This window comes from Mangrovivirga halotolerans (assembly GCF_026241165.1).
Taxonomy (GTDB): domain Bacteria; phylum Bacteroidota; class Bacteroidia; order Cytophagales; family Cyclobacteriaceae; genus Mangrovivirga; species Mangrovivirga halotolerans.
In genome coordinates this window covers 443,707-464,907 of record NZ_JAPFQN010000005.1, presented here as the reverse complement: position 1 = coordinate 464,907, position 21,201 = coordinate 443,707, and the positions used below count along the sequence as shown (strand labels likewise).

Here is a 21,201-nt window from a genome sequence, read left to right as displayed (position 1 = left end):
TTCTTCATATTTTTATTTCTTAAGCCATATTGTGATAAACATTCTGCACGTCATCGTCTTCTTCTAGCTTCTCCAATAGTTTATCGACATCAGCAGTTTGTTCTTCATTAAGTTTTTTGGTCACATTAGGAATACGTTCAAATCCGGATGATAAGATCTCGATTCCTTTTTCTTCAAGCGCCTTTTGTATTGCACCAAAGCTTTCGAATGATCCGTAGATCATTATTCCTTCCTCATCATCAAAGATCTCTTCAGCACCGTAATCGATCATTTCCAATTCAAGTTCTTCAATGTCAATTCCTTCTTTTTCAACTCTGAAATGGCATGAGTGATCGAACATGAATTCTACCGATCCTGAAGTCCCCAGGCTGCCATCTACTTTGTTAAAATAGCTTCTTATATTGGCTACAGTACGATTATTATTATCAGTAGCCGCTTCAACCAGCACAGCAATACCATGCGGTGCGTAACCCTCAAATAATACCTCTTTATAATCACCTTGTTCTTTAGATGAAGCCCGTTTTATAGCCCTTTCAACATTATCCTTCGGCATATTTGCAGCCTTGGCGTTTTGTATTACAGCTCTGAGCTTTGCATTGGTCTCCGGATCCGGGCCACCTGCTTTTACTGCAATTACAATGTCTTTACCAATACGGGTAAATGTTTTGGCCATGTGGCCCCAGCGCTTTAGTTTTCGCTCTTTTCTGAATTCAAATGCTCTTCCCATGATGTAAAATAAAATAAGCAGGCAAATATAATATTTTACCTCTATTAAAGGATACTATGAAATCTGAATTTTTAATTAATTCCTCTATAATTAGCTCATTGATGATTTTAAACAATTCAATTTTAACATGGTTATGATTAAGTAAAAAGACTTGTAATCAGGTTGAAATAATTTTTATCGTATCTATAAATAACTTAAATTAAAAGTGTATCTGTATTAAAGAAATCTGGGTTTCTATTAATCTTCAAAATTTGAAATGCCCCCAAATAAAAATATCAACTTTTTTAAAAGGAACTGTATTTTTCAGTCTCTTCACAGTCTTTTTTGTTTTTCAAAGTTGCTCACCTAAAGTTGCCAAAGTAGATCTCCCTTACGATAGTTTAGAAAGCTTTACGGTTTCCGGTGATTCTCTTCAACCCGATCGTTGGTGGACAGCCTTTAATGATGACACTTTAAATATATTGATTGACTCAGCCCTGGAGGATAATTTGTCATTAAAGACTGTCTGGTATCAACTAATCGAATCAAGAGCATCAGTAGCTGTTGTTAATGCTGGTGTTTTGCCACAAATTGATTTGCAATTACGAAGTGGTATTAGCCGACCGGAGCCTGATTTCGTTGGTGGTGAGAATACGCAGCTTTCTCTTGGAGCCAATTATGAGCTCGACCTGTGGGGAAGAATAAGATATAGTATCCATGCTGAAGAATACCGGTTTAAAGCATCTTATTATGACTATAAAACAGCTGCAATAACGCTTTCTTCACAGATAACTTTGAATTGGTTCAGATTAAAAGCCTGGAACCAGCAGTACAAATTAATAAAGAATCAAATAGCTACTAATGAAAAAGTCCTCGCACTGATCCGGGCAAGATTTGCAAGTGGACAAGTAAAAGGAGTGGATATACTCAGGCAGAAGCAGTTGATCGAGTCGACGAAAGCTCAAAAGGTATTTATAGAAACGCAGATATATACTTTACAAAATCAATTATCCGTATTACTTGGGCAGCCACCGGAAGGGACTGTTGATAGTATTAGTTCTTCGCTTCCTGAACTTCCTGAATTGCCGAGTACAGGGGTTCCACTAAAACTGGTAAACAGGCGGCCTGATGTTCAAAGTGCCTATTTCAATCTTCAGGCTTCCGATCGGGATCTGGCAGCAGCGATCAGTAATAAATATCCCAGGCTTCAATTTTCATTAACGGCGGCAATACGATCGAATACTTTTGAAAATTTGTTTCAGAATCAGGCAGTTGCAGTAACCGGTAGTTTGCTGGCTCCTTTATTTTATGGAGGGCGACTACAGGCTGAGGTTGACAGAAATGAGGCAGTGAGGCAGCAACAGGTAAACAACTACGCAAATGTTGTTCTTACAGCCTTTCAGGAAATAGAAAACTCATTAATTAGAGAACAAAAGCAAATAGAAAACATTTCATTGATAGAAAATCAGATAGATCTGCTTCAAAAAACAATTGGGCAGTTGAGATATGAATACCTTAACGGTTCATTGCCTTATCTGGATGTTTTAGTAGCAATAAACCAGGAACAACAATTAAGAAGAGATCTTATCAATGCAAAATTACAGTTATTAGAAATTCGAGTAGGTTTATACAGGGCTCTTGCTGGTGGGTTTGAAACAGATAGAGAATCAGAACTTGAAGAAGAACAACTTTAGATGACGAAAAAGAAAACGATATTAATATCAATAGTAATTCTGGTAGCAGCAGTAGTGACTACTGTGGTTATTTTTTTAACAGAGCCCGAAGCTGAGAAAGAAGGAGCCACTAAAAAAACTGCCATGCTGGTTAATGTAGAGGATGTTGAAAGAGGTGATTTTAACCCGGTAGTAGTGGCCACCGGAACAGTACAGGGATCCAAAGATATCATCATAAGCCCTGAGGTGCGGGGACTTATAGTTTCTATGTCCGATAAATTTACACCTGGGACATTTGTCAGAAAGGGAGAGCTTCTTGTTCAGATCGACCCTGCTGATTTTGAAAATAATCTGATGCTTCGAAAAAGTGATTTGAAACTGGCTAAAGCTAACCTCGCAATTGAAAAAGGTCGCCAGGATGTTGCTGAAAAAGATTATGAACTGATAGGGGAAGATATGTCTCCGGAAAATAAATCCCTTGTACTGCGTGAACCTCAGCTTGAGATAGCCAAAGCTAATGTTGCCGCTGCTGAAGCCGCTGTTAAGCAGGCTCGGGAAGATTTAATAAGTACTTCAATTAAAGCTCCGTTTGATGCGCAAATTATAGACAGGAATGCGAACAAAGGGTCTATGGTTTCTCCAGGTGATAACCTGGGCAGGTTGGTAGGAGTGGAAGAATATTGGATTGTCGCCAATATTCCGGTTAATAAGGTAAGATATCTCAGGTTTCCCGGAGATGATGACCAGGCTGCTTCTACAGTAGAAATCAAAAGTAGTTCGGGAGGTGTGATTAACAGAAAGGGAAAACTTTATAAACTAATCGGGGCCTTAAATAATGAAACGCGTTTGGCCAGGGTATTAATTACCGTAGATGATCCGCTAGGGTATGAAGCTGGAAAACCAGTGGAAGATCCTTTACTTATAGGTTCTTTCGTTGAGGTTCAAATACAGGCCAATGAGATAAAAGATGTGGTCAGACTTAACAGGGATTATTTAAGAAAAGAGAATACAGTCTGGGTTATGGAAGATGGGGAATTGAAGATCAAAGAAGCAGAAGTGATTTTGCAAGATTCTAAATATGCTTACATTTCTAATGGTCTTGAGGATGGTGATAAGGTCGTCACTACTAATATTTCCACTGTAGTCGAAGGGTCAAAATTGCGAGTCAAAGAGGAAGCAGGAAAAGATACCTCGGTAACTGAATTGAAATAGCGGATGAAGGAAGGAAATCAAAATATAGATAAGAATCTGAATAGCGGGCCAATAGCTTATATGGCTAAAAATCCGATAATCGCTAATCTAATCATGTTTATCTTATTGGGTGGTGGTATCTATACTATGTACACTATTCAAAAAGAAGTTTATCCTCAATTTCAATTGGATATAGTGAATGTCAGTGTAGTATATCCCGGTGCCGCACCCACAGAAGTAGAACAGGGAATTCTTTTACCAGTCGAAGAAACGATAAAGGGTGTTCAGGGAATAAAAGAAATCACCTCTACTGCTTATGAAGGTTCAGGAACCGTTTCAGTTGAATTGGTTATCGGCACTGACAGGATGAAAGCATTTCAGGATATTGATCAGGCGGTGAGCAGAATTCAAACCTTTCCGGATGATATCGAACAACCACAGGTAAGTCTGGAATCCCAGCAAAGAGATGTTTTAGAGATTGGATTGTTTGGTGAGGTAGATGTCTGGACACTAAGGCAAATTGCAGAAAGACTTCGAAATAGATTGTTAAGTAACGATGAAATAACCCAGGTTGAGATTGGAAATGTACCTGAATTTGTAACTCATATTGAAATTCCCCGGAATATTTTGCGGGAATATAACCTTACTTTAGGACAGGTTGCCAATATCATCAGGGCATCGAGTTCTGATGTTCCTGCCGGGGCACTTGAAACCCAATCCGGAGAAATTTTATTGAGACTGGAAGAAAGAAAACTCTGGGCCGAGGAGTTTGGGAATGTTGATGTTATCGCATCTGAGTCCGGAGCAACAATTAAATTGAGAGATATAGCCAAAATTGAAGATGGTTTTGAAGAAACAGGCTTTCATGGTCAGTTTAATAGGCAAAACACGGTAGATCTTCAGGTTTTTCGAATAGGAGATCAGTCACCTCTTGAAATAGAAGATATTGTTAAAAATATTCTGGCTGATTTTGAAAATACCTTGCCGGAGGGAGTCAATGTCAGGATTGATAGTAACCGGGCCCAGGATTATCGCCAAAGGCTTTCATTGCTAACAGAAAATGGTCTTTATGCAATTGTCATTGTTCTGGTCATTTTAGGTTTGTTTCTTGAATATCGCCTGGCTTTCTGGGTAATGATGGGAATGGCAATTTCATTTATCGGGGGAATGATCTTTTTGCCATCACTGGATATTAGTGTCAATATGATATCCATGTTTGGATTTTTGATTGTATTGGGAATTGTTGTTGATGATGCGGTTGTAGTAGGGGAAAATATCTATGAATACAGGCAGAAAGGTTATAATTTTCTGGATGCGGCTATCGCTGGTGCCAAAGATGTGTCACGGCCAGTGATATTCAGTATAATCACTACGATAGTAGCTTTTATTCCTCTTTTATTCATTCCGGGAAGAACGGGTAAATACTGGTGGCCTTTGCCTGTGGTGGTGATTGTCGTATTGATTGTATCTTTATTTGAGGCTTTATTTATCTTACCTTCTCACGTTTCACATAAGCCAAAAGACAAAAAGCCTGCTTTAGTTAAAAAATTAGAAGGATGGCAACAAAAGATAGCTGATTCATTTACCTATTTTGTTGAAAACCGTTACAGGCCATTTCTCGACAGTAGCCTTAAAAACAGATATATCACCCTGAGCATCGCTTTAGCATTACTAGTAGTTATTGGAGGTTTCGGATATAGTGATCATATGGGGATGGTAATGATGCCTGAGGACGCTGCTAATGAAATAGAGGCTGGAGTGAGGCTTCCGGTTGGAACAACTTCATTCCAGGCTGCTGAAACTGCACTTGAGATCACCGACAATACATTTAAGATGTTTGAAAAACACAATCTGTATGAAGTGGCTGATGGAGTAAAGACAAATGTCAGAGGGAGTAATTTTATCGACGTAGAGATCGTAATGAAGCCACCTGATGAAAGAGATATGTCGGCTAAGGAAGTTATTGAATTGTGGCGGGATAACATTGGTGATATTGAAGGTGTTGATCAGATCACTTTCGAAGCTGAACGAGGGCCGGGAGGATGGAGACAGGACATTAGCGTTGACCTGAGCCATACTGATGTGGCAGTTCTGGAAAAAGCCAGCCAGGCTTTTGTAGAGCGGATGGAAGAATTTAAAGAAACCCGTGATATCAGTGATAATTACAATAAGGGAAAGGTGCAGCTTGGTTTTGAATTGCTACCTGAAGGAAGAAGTCTCGGATTGACACCAGCAATAGTGGGGCAACAAGTACGAGATGCATTTTTCGGAGCATTAGCCATCAGACAGTTGAGAGGAATTAACGAAACTGAAGTGCGTGTCAAGCTGCCTAGACAAGAGCGAATGGATATGAATAATCTTGAAGATTTTATTATCCGTACTCAGGATGGAACGGAAGTACCCTTACTAAATGTAGTTAAGGTAAATAGGGGTGAGACCTTTACCAACATTAATCGCAGAGATGGGAAACGGATTATTTCTGTCGGAATGGATATTGAACCAGCCAGCGCTCAAACTCGTGTACTGGAATCGATCAATACTGAGGTATTGCCACAGCTCAGAGCAGATTTTCCGGGAATAACCTGGAGTTTTGAAGGTAGTCAGGCAGATATGAGGGAATCTACTGAAGCTTTATGGTCAGGATTTTTAATCGCGATGATGGTGATCTATTGTCTACTGGCAGTAGCATTGAATAGTTATTCGCAACCTTTGATTGTTATGCTGGCAATCCCCTTTGGAATAGTAGGAGCAGTTATCGGACACATATTACTGGGTTATAATTTATCCCTGGTAAGTTTGATGGGTGTTATAGCCTTGTCAGGTGTGGTGGTGAATGATTCATTGATTATGATCGACCATGCAAATAAAAACAGGGGAGACCTGCATGTTTATGAAGCGATCCGTGATGCCGGGGTAAGGAGATTTAGACCAATTATTCTTACTACCTTAACTACTTTTGGGGGACTGACACCCATAATTCTGGAAACTTCCCGACAGGCATATCAATTAATTCCAATGGCTATTTCTTTAGGATTTGGAATTATTTTCGCCACTTCGATTATTCTGGTAATTGTACCATGTCTGTATATGGTGTTGCATGATTTAAAAAGGAAAGTGAAGACGTCATGAGTATTTCTTCAGCCCATTAATATTTCAATAACTCGTCTGTTTCTGTTTGAAAAAGATTTGCTATGCTTTTTTATTAAATAGGGTTTATAAATATGAATTCCTCCTGCATTTACCTCAATTTGACTTGGGAGGCTATTTTTTGTAATTAAATCAATCTTTTCTTTTGTCAATTTTTCTCTGTGAGAACCATGAAAAACCATCATACAACCGTTGTCAAGGGTGATGTCATCAAGATGAATTCGAATAATTAAACACTTATTAACATAGTCTTCTGATAAATTATATCGTTCAAGGTCATCATCCTGATGCCAATCCAGTTTTGAACTTTCATCATTTGGCTTTAATGTGAGTTTTGCATACAGGGGAGATAATTCTGAATTGATTGAATTTAAAATCTTATTAAAATTAAAGTTAATGACAATCTTTTTTATGTCCGGGATCTTTTCAAAGAGATCATCAATTTTATTATCGGAGTTATTAGAAAGATTTTGGAGAAGCCTTCCCATTCGACCAATTTCCTTCCGGGTATAAACAAAATTTGTAATTAACGTGCCTTTTTGCGCAAGCTTCTTATCATAATATTTAATCTTATTTTCATTTAGTTCAGTGTTGTAAAGATCTATTGAATGATTTAATCGTTGTTTAATTATTGATCTCAACCTTGGGGGAGAAAGTACTTTAATACGATCGCCAAAACCTAGAATTTCTCGTTCCAACTCAAAATTTAATTGTAAATGAAGCTTAATAGTGACTCCTTCATCAGATTTGCTGATTATCTCCTGACTGTGATGGATTGGTTTTGTTAGAACATAAGGAGCATTGCTATGATCAATCAATAGTATTACTTCATGTAATGGTCCGCCGGTACTTACACCAATAACATGTTTAAAAAAATCAGTAATTTCAGATTGATCGAACTGGATGATTTTATTGTTAGTAATTTTCAAATCGTTAATTCTGTCTAGTGCTAATAGAACATAACCAGATCTTTCATTTTTTTTACCTAAAACGAACCAACGGTTTCTGAATTCTTTCAATAATGCGGGGTGAAAGAAAAATGTATTTGATTTTCTGGCCTTAAATGATTGATACTCTAATTCCAGCACCTTCTTGTTTAATATAGAATGATAAATTGGATCAATATATTCCAGCCCTTTTAAATTTTCGTTTTTTTCCAGATCAATGATAGGATGTTCATTAGTTTTGGATACATGAATTTTGTCTTCCAGTTTTTGGACCATTCCTGATAACTCTTTGAAATGCGAGAATCCTTTGAATTGTCTGAGGATGTTTGTGACTTCTGTGAGTTTATTTAAATCTTTATCAGTTAGCGGGATATTTGTAATTGAATAATCTGGATCATCATATGTATAATACTTTCTGTCTACTACGATTATTGGTGCATTATAACCTAGCTTCTCACTTCGCATCATTTGAATGTCCATTTGCACAGTTCGGCGGCTTACACCCTTATCAATTCCTTCAAATTCATAAAGTGCCTCTGAGCAGGTATCAATAAGGTCATCTAAGGTCCATCTTCTTTGTCTGTTTCTTAGGCAGTTATCTATTGTTTTGTATCTGATCAGGGCATTTCTAGTGACTGGCATAAAAAATTTTTTCTATAAAAAAATGAAAAAAAAAATTATTACGCAAAAACATTGCGCAGTAAGTGTCGACTTTTGAATTATCAAACGGGATAAAAACATTCCGGGATCAGGAAGCCCCTTCCGTAAATGGCGGAGGGGTTATAATAAAAGGGGAAACGCCAAAGTTGGAGAGTTGGGCCGGACTGTAAATCCGGTGCTTTATGGCTGAGCAGGTTCGAATCCTGTTTTCCCCACAAGATAGTTCTTTGATAATATTAATGTGCTTTCAGCACAAAAGATCTTTTCACAGTGTGAAAAGCGCGGGGAATGTTTAACCGGAATAACCTGATGAGAGTCTCTGTATGGCTCCATAGTTTCCGTAAGGATATGCTGTGTTCTGGTGATAATGATTCCCACCATGTTTGTGGAACGAGGGTTCGAATCCCTCCATTGCGTAAATCGTAATGTAGTCGAGCGGTTTAGACAACAAACTCTTTTGAATTGTGGGTTCGAGTCCCACCCCTAATTTTCACTTAGGTGTAGTGTAATTGGTTAACACTCCGGAATTTAGGTTCCGATCTTAATTACAATTTGCTGAAAGAACCTGTGATCGCACCTGTCAGAGTATGTCTTCGGAATGAAATGACAATCCGGGAGGTGTCCTGAATTTAAAATCTCTGTGAATTTAAATGGAATCTGCTTTTATTAAGACAGTCAAAGCTCATTGATGTTTTGATCCTCTCAATAAAACCAGTTTACTTTTAATCATAGACTTTTTAATTCCACATTGACCGGTGGGTGTGATCAAGGTACTTTCATTTATTAGAATTTTTTATTTTAAAATTATACAATCATGAAAAGGATTAGAATTAATGCCGGAAGAATTGGTTTAGTATTTAGAAAAGGCGATTTCCAACGTGTTATCAGCCGGGGTACTCATTGGCTGAGTTTTGGGGAGTCAGTTGAGCAATACGACCTGACCAGGCGATTTTATCCTATTGATCCGCTGGAATTATATTTAAATGAGCCTGAGATAAAAAAACGCCTAAATATTGTAGATGTAGGTGATAATCAGATAGTCTTGAAATATGAAAATGGAAACTTCAATGAAGTTTTGCAACCGGGCAGATATGCTTATTGGAATGAAATTGTAAATTATGAATTCAAGGTAATTGACCTTAGCAAGGTTGAAATAGATAAAGAACTTGATGTTCTGGCTTTAAAACGTTCGGAACTAGTACCTTACATTAGAGTGAGTAAAGTCAGTTCTTATGAAAATGGAATATTATTCATTAATGGTGAGGCGAAGAAAATTCTACCACCTGGTGAATATTATTTCTGGAAGAATTCCATTGATGTGATGGTTTCAAAAGTAGATTTGAGACAACAGCAAATGGAAGTTTCAGGACAAGAAATACTGACAAAAGATAAAGCCTCTTTAAGAGTGAGCTTTTACGTTCAGTATAAGGTGTCTGATATCAATAAAGCACTTGTTGATAACAAGGACTTTGAAAAGCAATTTTACGTCCTTATCCAGTTTGCCTTGAGGGAGTATATTGGTTCAATGACTTTAGATCAATTGTTGGAAGATAGAGATAATATCACTGAATATGTTATTAATTTTCTAAATGGCAAAGTAGGAGATCTTGGTATAGAAGTAAAAGGAGGAGGGTTAAGAGATGTGATTTTACCCGGTGAAATGAGGACTATTATGAACCAGGTACTTATTGCACAGAAACAGGCTCAAGCCAATGTTATTTCCAGAAGAGAAGAAACAGCTTCAACCAGGAGTTTGTTAAATACGGCAAAACTTATGGATGAAAATGAAATGCTCTTTAAATTAAAAGAGATGGAATATGTTGAAAAGATAGCTGAAAAGGTTGGTCAGATCACCTTGAATGGTAATGGTCAGGTGATAGATCAGTTGAAAGAAATCTTTTCAGGAGTTAGATGATTATAAGTGCCCGCTTTACGGGTACTTTAATAAATAAAGAAAAATGAAGAATAATAAATATACAGGAGAATACATTAAAAATCAGGGCTTTTCAGAAGGGAAGATTATTGGCGAATTATTAGATGCCCTCGATTCGCTGAAAGATGAAATGTCTGAGAGTGAGGTAGATTATATACTCACTGATCTAAAAAATGATCCGGTGAAATATTTATCAGATAATCGGTTCAAGAGTTCTGCTGAAGAATTATTAAAACCGGTTGACCTGGTTTTACAATTGAAGGATACTCCAGACCCTTATAAAGTTTACGGTGCTGATGGAATTGAAGAAGGTGCCTTAAAACAAATGGAGATTGCTATGCGACTCCCAATAGCCAGAACAGGAGCTTTAATGGCGGATGCTCATCAAGGCTATGGTTTGCCAATTGGTGGTGTTTTAGCTACTGAAAATTCCATTATTCCTTATGGCGTTGGTGTTGATATTGGTTGTAGAATGTGCATGTCAATTTATGAGATTTCAGATACTGTTATTGAAGAAAGAAAAAATGATCTCAAAAAGATGTTGATCGATAATGCACGTTTTGGTAGAGAGACTTTTAAAAAGCCGAAAGATCATCAAATTTTGGATAGCAATCTTTTCAAAGAGATAGATGTAATTCGAAAGCTTAAGGATAAGGCAGCATCTCAGATTGGGTCATCAGGAGGAGGAAACCATTTTGTTGAATTTGGGGTGACGACGATTAATTCACCAGATAATGAACTAAATCTGGCAGAAGGGAGATATTTAGCAGTATTGTCTCATTCAGGTTCCCGTGGGATGGGAGCTGCCATTGCAAATCATTATACTAAGCTGGCTATGTCAAAATGTGATTTGCCAAAAGAGGCAAAACATCTTGCCTGGTTAGATCTTGATACAGAGGAGGGGCAGGAGTATTGGCTGGCAATGAATTTAGCAGGTGATTATGCCTCAGCATGTCATCATCAGATTCATGAACGAATGGCTGTAGGACTTCGAGCAAATCCGATTGCTATGATTGAAAACCATCATAATTTTGCCTGGAAAGAGCAAGATGATTTTGGTAATGAGATCATTGTTCATCGAAAAGGTGCTACTCCTGCAGGTAAAGGAGTCTTGGGAATTATTCCTGGTACCATGACTGAGCCTGGGTTCATCGTTCGCGGAAAGGGAAACAGCACGTCTGTAAATTCTGCTTCTCATGGTGCAGGTAGAGTCATGTCACGTACCAGAGCGAAAAATACACTTGATGCAAAAAGTGTGAGCAATTACATTACCAATGCAGGTGTAGAAGTAATCGGCTCCGGGCTTGATGAAGCTCCAATGGCTTATAAAAATATACATGATGTTATGGATGCTCAAAAGGACCTTGTAGATATTATTGGTACATTTCAACCCAGAATTGTTAGAATGTGCGGTGATAAAAAATTCAAGGAAGTAGATTAATTATCAGGCCTTTATTGGCCTGATAATATTTTTAAATTCATTCTTTTTATTTTCAGAAATTCTGAGATCAATTACTATCCAACCGGTTTCTCATTTCTCTAAAAGATGCTGCGAGTTCATTTTTTTGAGCGTCAGTTAATACTTTGCCTGCCATTTGAAAAACTTCGTGCTCTTCTTCATCCAGATGGTGTATAACCTGATGTTTAAGTTTTTTTGCCGTAGCTAACCACCCCGGGGAACTAAAATCAGTTTCTCTCAGTTCTTCAACAAGCTCTTCAATGTCATGATGTTCAGCAATGCTGTGACGAGATTTATCCCTGGTCATGTCTGCTTGCATCAACGGGACATAAAAGTACTTTTCTTCAGCTTCCGCGTGATTGATTAATTCTTTATCTATCTTTTCAAAGATCTCCCGCCTTCCTTCACTATCACCTTCCGTTTTCACTAAAATATCAAGAAGCGTTCGCTGTTTTTCATGATCTTCTCTTATTGTTTCGAAAATATTCATGGTATTATTTTTAGTTGATGATTTATATTAAATATAGCAAATTTTAAAGCTGTAGAGTGGTTTTTTGCCTATAATCTGAAGTGTTGAAAAATCTGTTATATTGTGAAAGAACAGGTAGCAAGGCAGATCAATCTTTCATATTTATGAAAATGAAATAAAGATTTTATTTAGTCGTTCGATACATTTGAATATATTTAAGTAGAACAGCATCAAACCATGAATAAATCCTTTAGTTTACTCCTGATTCTAATATTTTTCTTTTTATCGTGTAAGGAGGAAGAAAAGATACTGAGGACTATTTCAGTTGAGGTAAATTCCCCTGATGATATAATAGAACCGAAAGATTCAATAGTCGATCCGATATTGTACAAAAATATTGAGTTGCTTACTGAACTATCAGTTGAGCAATCAAAAGAGAAGTTTATCCAGGTAGTGCTTCCTGCTATTTTGATTTCTAAATATTTTATTGAAAGAGATCGAAATTTAATAGAAGAACTTAAAGAAAAAGATGAATGGAGTCAGTCAGATTCATCTTTTTACGAGGTTCAAATGGAGAAATTTGATGCTGATAATATGAATGATCTTATAAGTCGAATGAATGTCCATCCGACGAGTATCGTTATTGCCCAGGCGGCAGTGGAAAGTGGGTGGGGAAGTTCTCGATTTTTTACTGAGGCAAACAATCTATTTGGTATCTGGTCATTCGATCCTGAAGAACCACGGATAGCTGCTGCAGGATCTAATGCTTATTTGAGAAAATATAATAATATTTCTCAGTCCATTAATGATTATTTTGTCACTATTGGAAGATCATTTGCATACAAAAAATTTAGGGAGAAGAGAAAAAATACCGATAATATTCAGGAGTTGTTACCCCATTTAAACCGATATTCAGAAAGAGGTATGGCTTATGTTAATCAGCTCAATTTGATCATTGAGCAAAATAACCTGACAAAATATGATAACTACAGAATAAATGAAGAATATATTATCACACGTTAACTCAGGGTTTATTGTCTGTTTGTGCTTTTTAATAGTTTTTTCATGTAGTAGCGGAAATACTAAAAATGAAACTAAGTCAACCGGTATGGGCCAAAAAAAAGATGGTAAGCATATTGTTTGCTTTGTATACCATAGATTTGGCGATAGCAGGTTTCCTTCTACTAATATATCATTATCTGATTTTGAAGCCCACCTTAAGTATCTGAAAGAAAATGATTACCAGGTTCTAAATTTTTCTGATGCGATAGATTATTTAAAGTCAGAAGAATCGAATAAGAAAACAGCTGTTCTGACTATTGATGATGGATATGAAAGTTTTTATAATAATGGGTTGCCACTATTAAAGAAATATGGATTTTCTGCCACTTTGTATGTGAATACTGAAAGCATTGGTGGATCTGATTATATGTCATGGGATCAGATTCGTAAGGCTCATAAGTCTGGAATAGAAATAGGTAATCATACACATAGTCACCAGTATTTTCTTAACCTTGATACAGAAGAAAGATATGTTCAATTTGAGGAGGAAATAGTCAACTCTCAAAAGTTATTTAAAAGCAATCTTGGTATTGAACCAGTAACATTTGCGTATCCCTTTGGAGAGTATGATGGTAAAATGAAAGAAATTGTCAGGGCATCCGGTTTCAAAAGTGCGGCTGCTCAAAATTCAGGTGTAATTTATTCGGGAACAGACTTGATGGCCTGCCCGAGATTCCCCATGTCAGAATCCTATTCAGATATTAACAGTTTCTCCTCCAAGGCAAAGATGAAACCCATGATTGTAATTAATGAAGAACCTTCCAGTCTGGTAATTACCCGTAATCGTTCAAAACCTTTGCTAAATCTTGAAATTCAAGCTGATTCACTGGATACGGGCAGTTTTCAATGTTTTATTCAGGGTAGTGAATGTAATTTGGATATACGGGAAGATTCATCCGGTAGCCAAGTTAATGTAACACTTCAGTCAAAATCCTCCATACTCGACAGGCGTAGAACACTTTATACTATTACAGGAAAGGATACAGAAGGTAATTGGCATTGGTATAGCCATTTATGGGTAAATCCTGAAGTAAAATAACCCTCATTCATTATTTGTCAATATAATTATTTTAATATTTAATTTAATTTTTTTATATTAATAACAACTAAATCCTATATTTTCATTTTTGGAAATATGATGGTTAAAGTAATATGTTTTACCATGTCCATTGTCAACTATGAAAACGTCATATTATTCTAATCCCATGGATCATAAAATCAGGAGGATCATCAGGCAGGAAGAATTTCGATTAAGTCACATAAAGCATTTTGAAAAACTGACACCCAGAGAAAAAGAGATCATTGAATTAGTTATTGAGGGGTACAATAACAGGGAAATCGGGGATCAACTATTCATCAGCCGTTGTACAGTCGAGCAGCATCGAAAGAATATTAACAGAAAACTCAGAATAAATAATGCCATGCAGCTTTATTCGTATGCGCTTGCTTTTGATTTGGTATGAGTTTAAGATTAAGTGATATTTTTTCTTAATATATTATCATAAATTATTAACTTATTTTAGATTTTAACGAGCCGATTAATAAGTTAAATAGAGTATTTAATGATAAAATTGAAATTTAACCCACCAATAGTGCCTAAAAGGTATTTGGATAGAGTTGAATTAGTTAATAAACTTGAGGATTCTAGAAGCCTGCCACTATTATTAGTAGTTGCCCCAACAGGATACGGAAAATCATTACTTATTTCTAATTGGATATATTCTTTAAATTTAAAATTTCTGTGGTTATCCCTGGATGATGAATTTAATAATTTACAGGTATTTTTCGAATATTTAATTACAGGTATTAAGAAGGTATTTCCCAAAGATAGTGCTCTATTATATAGGAACTTTTCTCAATCTAAATTCCCGAATTTTGAATTGATCAAAGATGAAGTTTTTAATTTTTTAAATGAAATAGATAAACCATTTAAAATCATTTTAGATGATTATTTTTTTATTAAAAACAAAGAGATTCATAATCTGATTAATGAATATTTAAAAAATCCAGTTTCTAATGTTCAACTAATAGTGATTACCAGGATTGATCCTCCAATTATTACGAATCAATTAAAGCTTTATGGAAACATGGATGAGATACGAATGAATGAATTAAAATTTAGTACAAATGAATTAAAGAAATTGGTTCAGATAAATTTTCCTGATATAAAAGAAAATGATTTAGCTTTTAAAATCTACGAAAATACAAATGGTTGGCCTTTATTGTCTCAATTTATTTTAACAAATATTCCAAAATCAAAAGTTGATAATATTGATTCATTGGATCTGGATATGCACAGATCTAATCTGGTGAATTATTTTAATGATCATATAATTGAATACTATGGTAGTAAATCTATACTGACTGGTTTTAAGGTAGCTTCAATTGTCGGTTGGTTTAGCAATGGTTTGCTAAATTATATATTTGATAATCTTTCTTTTTCTTTAGAAATATCATCTGAAAAATTAATTAAAATCAGCTTGGGTAATCATATGTTAAGCATGACAGAGAAAAAAAATATCAAATGGTATAGGGTTCATCATTATTTTCAAAGTCACTTCCTAAATAATAATGAAGAAATTGGAGAATTAAAATTAGAGGTGTATTCCATATTGAGTAAATGGCAAGAGACGCAAGGTGATTTTGTCAAAGCGATCGATCATGCACTCAATGCTAAAGAGTATGATCGTGCCGTTAATCTGATAAACCGTGTAAGAAAAAAGGAAGTTAAATCTAATTATTATTGGAAATTCCAAACCTGGAAAGATTCCTTTCCAAAGCATTATTTTGAACAAAATATTTCTTTATTGTTTGGGTATTTAAATTTTCTAAGTGAAATTTTTGATATTCAAAAAATGATAGTAATTATTCAGGACCTTGATGAATTGATAAAAAATTCAGCGGAAGATTCTGACCATGTTTATGAACTTAATATATATAAGGCATTTATTGAAATTTGGATTAATTGTAATCCGGAAAATGCTATAAAGTTATTAAATACTAAAATTGCTGATTTTGAATCTAACCAGATTTTATATTATAAACATTGCTTTTATGAATCGGTGGCTTATCAAATGTCTGGCAGGGGAGAAAAAGGCATCGAAAAGCTTAATGAACGAATAGCCCTTATCCATAATAATTGGATTCAAAGAAATCATCTGGAAGCTATCAAGATTTTCCTGCATTTATTTAAGGGCGATTTATATGAGGCTAGAAAAATAGCAGATATTTATCGATCAAATTTGATAGAACTTGATGATGATTATTCATTTTTATGGGCTAACTATCTTGCTGGTAATATTGCATTTCAGTTAGGGGAATATAGAACAGCCTTAGAATTATTCAGGCAAGTAGCATCTCAAAAATCAATTATTCAAAATAGAATAATGATTGATTCTTTTATAGCTAAAAGTATTTTGGAAAGATATTTTGGATTTTTTGATAAACAACAGGATACTCTGGACCAGTTAAAAGATCTAATTCAAAAAACCAGGAATAATCTATTTTCTGATCTTCCTGAGTCAACTGAGAATAGAAGTGAACTTTCAGAAAATAATAGTGAGAAGTTATTGAAATGGGCATATGGATATCGAAATGAACCTCATCCTTCAGAATTTCATTTTTTAATTGAAGTTCCTTTTTTAACTAAATTAAAAATACTTGTCATTAAAGGGGAAGTAGAAGAATCGAAGGCTGCCATAGATGAGTTAAATCAGATAGAATTGATTCTAAATAATTATCATAATTCATATCATCTCGTAGATATTTTAGTATTAAAAGCTATTTGTTGTGCAAAAATTGAAAATACTGAAGGATTTGTTGCCCATTTGAATAAGGCGTTAGATTTGTCAGTTAAAAATGGAATGAAAAGGCCATATATCGAGCTTGCTCAACCATTGGAACCTTATTTTTTACTATACAAGGATAATATAAGACACTCATGGTGGATTAGTAATTTATTTAGTTCTGATTCACAATCAGGATCAATTGGAACAGATAATTCAATGATTAATCAACCTGACCTCGAAAATAATTTCAGTGTTCGTGAATTAGAAATTATTCGTGCTATTCAGGATGGACTGCGAAATAAGGAAATAGCTGATAGTTTTAATATTTCTACAGAAACAGTTAAATCTCATCTGAAGAATATTTTTAAAAAATCAGGAGTTCATTCTCGTGTTGAGTTAATTAAGACCTTTTCAAAATAAAATCCCCCATTTATCCCCCGAATGGGTGATTGACTCTAAAATGTTTTATTATGAACTTGCACTATAATTAACACAAGAATTATTCGCTTAATAACATAGAACAATTGATTGTTACATTTATCAACTTAATGATGAATGGATACCAATTAATATCTGCTTCGATTTCTTAAAGTTTAAGAAAATCCTGACCGGTTAATTGATCCGGGATACTTAGAGATTGATTTAAAGGAGAATTTTACTTTATCTCACAATAACTTTCGAAAATTACTTATTGTTCTGAAACTAAATTCATTTATTCTAATCATAGGCATATACCGGAAGCCGTTAGCGTGTAATATTGCATCCTATGTCTTCTTTTGAGTCAAGATAATTTCAATATGCTTTCTTAATAAGTATTATCTGGATAACAATGAATCAAAACACTTATTTTCAATCGTTAAATAACGATTATAAAAATAATAATATGTTTTACTAAAAATAATAATATGATGGGAGAAAAGTATCAAATGCACAGATCGGCTGTCGACATGGCAAAAGCTTTCAGGCAGTTTCAAAAGGCAGATCATTCATTTACTGATCACAAAGATAAATCAGCATTGAATCATTTGAACAGTGGGCTTGATTGGTTCCAAAGGAGTTTAGATCATTTGAATCAGGCTGAAATTGATGCTGCAAATAAAATTGCAGATGAGATCAATGAAGGAAATAATGAATTGAAAAAAAGCATTGATGATTACTCAAGTGGTAAAGAAAATACTGCTGCTAATCATTATGCCAAAGCGTTGGGACATTATGATAAGGCACTGGATCTTATCAATTAAATTAAGAAGATAAATGTGCATTTTTCAAAGTATTGCAATGATATATAAATGCACATTTATTCTCCTTAATAATGTTTTATAAACTGAATTCTATCAAATAAACTATAGAGTAACAAATCATATAATAGCTATTTAACGATATTAAAATTTATAAATAAATATAAAAATGGAAACTGTAAAAACTATTAATCCATCAAAGGTAAGTGATAACGTCAAAGTCCTGATCGAAGCTAGCCCACTACGAGGTAGTAATGGAATAATTTGGGGGCCTGATAATAAGTTATATGTTGGTAGTGTCTGGCATGATGCTGCATTTATTGTTGATCCTGAAACAGGAGAAATGGAGAAGATTGAAGGATCAAGAGGTACTGATGATATGGCATTTCACCCTGATGGGCGACTGTTTTTCAATTGGATTACTACCGGGCTGGTTGGAGTGATGGATACTGATGGAAAAGTAAGTGTTGCTGAAAAGCTCAAATTAGGAAATGATGGTATTGCTATTACAAAAGATGGCAGGATCTTCATTAGTGGTCAGTTTGCAGACTCTCACCTTTATGAAATTTATCCAAATAGTAATAAAGAGCCAAGAATGATTACTGACGAAGGCATGAGAATGTCAAATGGAATGGATATCGGGCCCGATGGAAAATTGTATGGATCTTCCTGGGTAACGGGTGAAGCAATACAAATTGATATGGAAACCGGGGCAACAACTATGGTGGGAGATAAACAAGGAGCCATTTTATCTGCTGCAAAGTTTAATAGTAAGGGTGAATTGCATGTTATGGATGCTGCACTTGGTGTCATTTATAAAGTAAACAGGGAGAACCGCACTTTTGAATTAGTAGCTAAAACTCCTTATCCGGCAACTGATAACTTCTGTTTTGGACCTGATGACCGTATATTCAACACAAGTGCTGGCGATGGCTATGTTCATGAGATCACAGGTATGGACAGCCATCGAGTTATAATACCCGGGGGTCTTGGTCTTTCTGGTGGAGTTACTTTACTAGAGAAAAATGGTGAACAATCTTTGATAGTGGTCGATGCCTTTGCAATACGTGAATTTGATCCATCTACGGGAGTAGCTATCAATGCAGTCAGAGGAATTACGATGGCTACAGATGTTGGTTGGATGTTAACAGTAAGTCCATATGGTGATGATAGTAATCAGGTAGTAACCAGTAGCTGGTCTCAAAACTTTGTCAAGTTATGGGATACTAATACAAATTCTATGATTGCTAATTTTGCTAATTTTAAATTCCCTACTAATGCAATTGCTCCACGAAAAGATATGATAATATTTTGTGAAATCGGTGGTGCAGTTAAACGCTTTTCTCCTGTCGCACCAGATAAGGCAACAACTCTTGCTGAGGGTCTTAAACAACCTTTTGGCCTGGTCTATGATAATGGAGATCTTTATGTGAGTGAAGATCTGGGAGGTAGAATTGTCCAGATCCTGGATGACAATCAGGTTATTGAACCTAAGGTAATCAAAGACGGACTAAGCTCACCACAAGGATTAGCGATTGCTGATGGTAAACTATATGTGGTTGAAGCTGGTAAAGGGCAGTTATTAGCCATCGACCTATCCAGTGGTGATACAAAAACAGTAGCTACAGGAATGGAATTCTCAACAGGAAAACTGGAATTATCCAATACTAAAAACTGGGCTCGATCTTCAGTTGCGATTTCAGGAAATACCGCTTACATAGGTGGCGCTGGTGCAGGAAATGTTTATAAAGTAAGTCTTTAATATGAGGTCTTTAAATATTTTAAAATAATTCTAATATAAATAAAATATTATGCATAACGACGCTCAGAAGATTACCGTAGAAGATTGGCTGTTGAAAGCCAACGTAAAATGGATTGTTGGTACATACAATGTCGAAGATTTCCTTTTATTACCCAACACACACTGGATCATAGGTAGTGGTCTTAATGTATATGCAGCAGGATTCAAAGACCAGGTACTGACTCAGCAATACCTTCACCTGTTTGATGCTGATGCCGAAACAGGCCGAAGAATTATGCCTGAAGAGATTGCCATCAAGGCAGATCTCGATACCTATCCCGGCAGTACCCCTCCAGATTGGAGTGTGTTTGGTCCTCATGGCCTTGATCTCAGTACAAGAGAGGGAGATATAGTTAAACTCTTTGTTGTAAACCACGGTGGGCGTGATGCCGTCGAAGTTTTTGAGATTAACGTTGCCGGTGATGAGCCAAAATTAACCTGGGTTGGTAACCTGACTGTTCCTGAAGATGGCTGGCCGGATGCTGTATGCTGGCTGCCCGATACTGGCGGCGTGATAGTCACCGCCATGACGGATCCTCGGGATCCAATCGGCCAAACTAAGAAACAGTTGACCGGTAAACCAGTAGGGTGGGTAAAAGAGTGGAATCCAAAAACTAAAGAATGGACAGTTCTTCCTGGTACAGAATCTTTATCCTCGCCCAATGGCATTACGACCAATAAGGATGGTAGCAAGATCTGGATCAACGAATCAACAGGAGCATGTGTTACAAGAATTAATCGCAATAGCGACGATCCTGGTTTAATTCGTGTTTCTCTTCCCGGTTCACCGGATAACCTTCGTTGGTCAGCTGATGGTAAATTTCTGTACACTTGTGTGCATACCATAGATGGAGGCTCATTTGAATATGCTCAAATCCACAGTGCAAAATGGGGAGTTCCCATTCATACACCTTTTGCGGTCTTTAAATTAGATCCGGATAATTTGGATACCATAACCTTTATGCCTGCTGGAAACTATGGGCCATTAGGTGCTACCTGTACTGTTATAGAATATGGTAATCGAATATGGGCTGGAAGTTGTATGTCTGATCGAATGGGCGTATTCGATAATATTGTTGGATGATTGTAATGATAAACAGTTGTTATGATCAAAACTAACATAGGGA

Annotated in this window: 16 protein-coding genes and 1 tRNA gene; 13 read left to right on the top strand and 4 right to left on the bottom strand. The window is 35.9% G+C overall.

Annotation, left to right across the window (positions count from 1 at the left end; all coding sequences use genetic code 11):
• Nucleotides 1-19: 19 nt before the first annotated feature.
• Entirely contained in the window at nt 20-727 is a 708-nt protein-coding gene (locus tag OO013_RS09860; RefSeq protein ID WP_266056637.1) for a YebC/PmpR family DNA-binding transcriptional regulator, read from the bottom strand.
• A 251-nt stretch (nt 728-978) separates the two neighbouring features.
• Here OO013_RS09860 and OO013_RS09855 point away from each other — a divergent pair, with 251 nt between their 5' ends.
• Genes OO013_RS09855 through OO013_RS09845 form a run of 3 tightly spaced genes read left to right on the top strand, consistent with a single transcriptional unit; the run spans nt 979 to nt 6,699 of the window.
• Nucleotides 979-2,400, top strand: coding sequence for a TolC family protein (locus tag OO013_RS09855; protein WP_266056636.1), 1,422 nt, complete (start codon nt 979-981; stop codon nt 2,398-2,400).
• Nucleotides 2,401-3,591 (top strand): efflux RND transporter periplasmic adaptor subunit, encoded by a 1,191-nt coding sequence (locus OO013_RS09850; protein ID WP_266056635.1) that lies wholly within the window; start codon nt 2,401-2,403, stop codon nt 3,589-3,591.
• Nucleotides 3,592-3,594: 3 nt separating this feature from the next.
• Nucleotides 3,595-6,699, top strand: a complete 3,105-nt coding sequence (locus OO013_RS09845; RefSeq protein ID WP_266056634.1) for an efflux RND transporter permease subunit — start codon at nt 3,595-3,597, stop codon at nt 6,697-6,699.
• An 8-nt stretch (nt 6,700-6,707) separates the two neighbouring features.
• Here the strand turns inward: OO013_RS09845 and OO013_RS09840 are convergent, their stop codons facing one another.
• Nucleotides 6,708-8,306, bottom strand: a complete 1,599-nt coding sequence (locus OO013_RS09840) for a WCX domain-containing protein (protein WP_266056633.1) — start codon at nt 8,304-8,306, stop codon at nt 6,708-6,710.
• Nucleotides 8,307-8,455: 149 nt separating this feature from the next.
• On the opposite strand from OO013_RS09840, the gene OO013_RS09835 reads away from it, so the two are divergent.
• Nucleotides 8,456-8,539 (top strand) — tRNA-Tyr (locus tag OO013_RS09835).
• On the opposite strand, the gene OO013_RS09830 is transcribed toward OO013_RS09835, so the two are convergent.
• Entirely contained in the window at nt 8,505-8,705 is a 201-nt protein-coding gene (locus OO013_RS09830) for a basic helix-loop-helix domain-containing protein (protein WP_266056632.1), read from the bottom strand. The genes OO013_RS09835 and OO013_RS09830 overlap by 35 nt on opposite strands.
• Before the next feature lie 433 nt (nt 8,706-9,138).
• Here OO013_RS09830 and OO013_RS09825 point away from each other — a divergent pair, with 433 nt between their 5' ends.
• Nucleotides 9,139-10,239: a slipin family protein gene (locus OO013_RS09825; protein WP_266056631.1), complete on the top strand. Its 1,101-nt coding sequence runs from the start codon at nt 9,139-9,141 to the stop codon at nt 10,237-10,239.
• A 43-nt stretch (nt 10,240-10,282) separates the two neighbouring features.
• The gene (locus OO013_RS09820) at nt 10,283-11,698 is read left to right on the top strand and encodes an RtcB family protein (protein ID WP_266056630.1); all 1,416 of its coding nucleotides are present in this window, start codon (nt 10,283-10,285) and stop codon (nt 11,696-11,698) included.
• 67 nt (nt 11,699-11,765) lie between these two features.
• On the opposite strand, the gene OO013_RS09815 is transcribed toward OO013_RS09820, so the two are convergent.
• The gene (locus OO013_RS09815; RefSeq protein ID WP_266056629.1) at nt 11,766-12,206 is read right to left on the bottom strand and encodes a hemerythrin domain-containing protein; all 441 of its coding nucleotides are present in this window, start codon (nt 12,204-12,206) and stop codon (nt 11,766-11,768) included.
• 216 nt (nt 12,207-12,422) lie between these two features.
• On the opposite strand from OO013_RS09815, the gene OO013_RS09810 reads away from it, so the two are divergent.
• The 7 genes from OO013_RS09810 to OO013_RS09780 all read left to right on the top strand — a co-directional run bounded on the left by OO013_RS09810 (nt 12,423) and on the right by OO013_RS09780 (nt 21,158).
• Nucleotides 12,423-13,208, top strand: coding sequence for a glucosaminidase domain-containing protein (locus OO013_RS09810; protein ID WP_266056628.1), 786 nt, complete (start codon nt 12,423-12,425; stop codon nt 13,206-13,208).
• Nucleotides 13,183-14,286 carry a polysaccharide deacetylase family protein gene (locus OO013_RS09805; RefSeq protein ID WP_266056627.1) on the top strand — a complete coding sequence of 368 codons (1,104 nt, stop codon included), beginning with the start codon at nt 13,183-13,185 and terminating at the stop codon, nt 14,284-14,286. The genes OO013_RS09810 and OO013_RS09805 overlap by 26 nt, the downstream gene beginning before the upstream one ends.
• A gap of 139 nt (nt 14,287-14,425) precedes the next feature.
• The gene (locus tag OO013_RS09800) at nt 14,426-14,710 is read left to right on the top strand and encodes a response regulator transcription factor (protein WP_266056626.1); all 285 of its coding nucleotides are present in this window, start codon (nt 14,426-14,428) and stop codon (nt 14,708-14,710) included.
• Between the two features lie 99 nt (nt 14,711-14,809).
• A complete protein-coding gene (locus OO013_RS09795; protein ID WP_266056625.1) occupies nt 14,810-17,455 on the top strand; it encodes a LuxR C-terminal-related transcriptional regulator in 2,646 nt (881 codons plus the stop codon).
• A gap of 488 nt (nt 17,456-17,943) precedes the next feature.
• The gene (locus OO013_RS09790; protein WP_266056624.1) at nt 17,944-18,276 is read left to right on the top strand and encodes a hypothetical protein; all 333 of its coding nucleotides are present in this window, start codon (nt 17,944-17,946) and stop codon (nt 18,274-18,276) included.
• Between the two features lie 166 nt (nt 18,277-18,442).
• Nucleotides 18,443-20,035, top strand: coding sequence for a hypothetical protein (locus tag OO013_RS09785; RefSeq protein ID WP_266056623.1), 1,593 nt, complete (start codon nt 18,443-18,445; stop codon nt 20,033-20,035).
• Between the two features lie 49 nt (nt 20,036-20,084).
• A complete protein-coding gene (locus OO013_RS09780; protein ID WP_266056622.1) occupies nt 20,085-21,158 on the top strand; it encodes a hypothetical protein in 1,074 nt (357 codons plus the stop codon).
• Nucleotides 21,159-21,201: the final 43 nt, after the last annotated feature.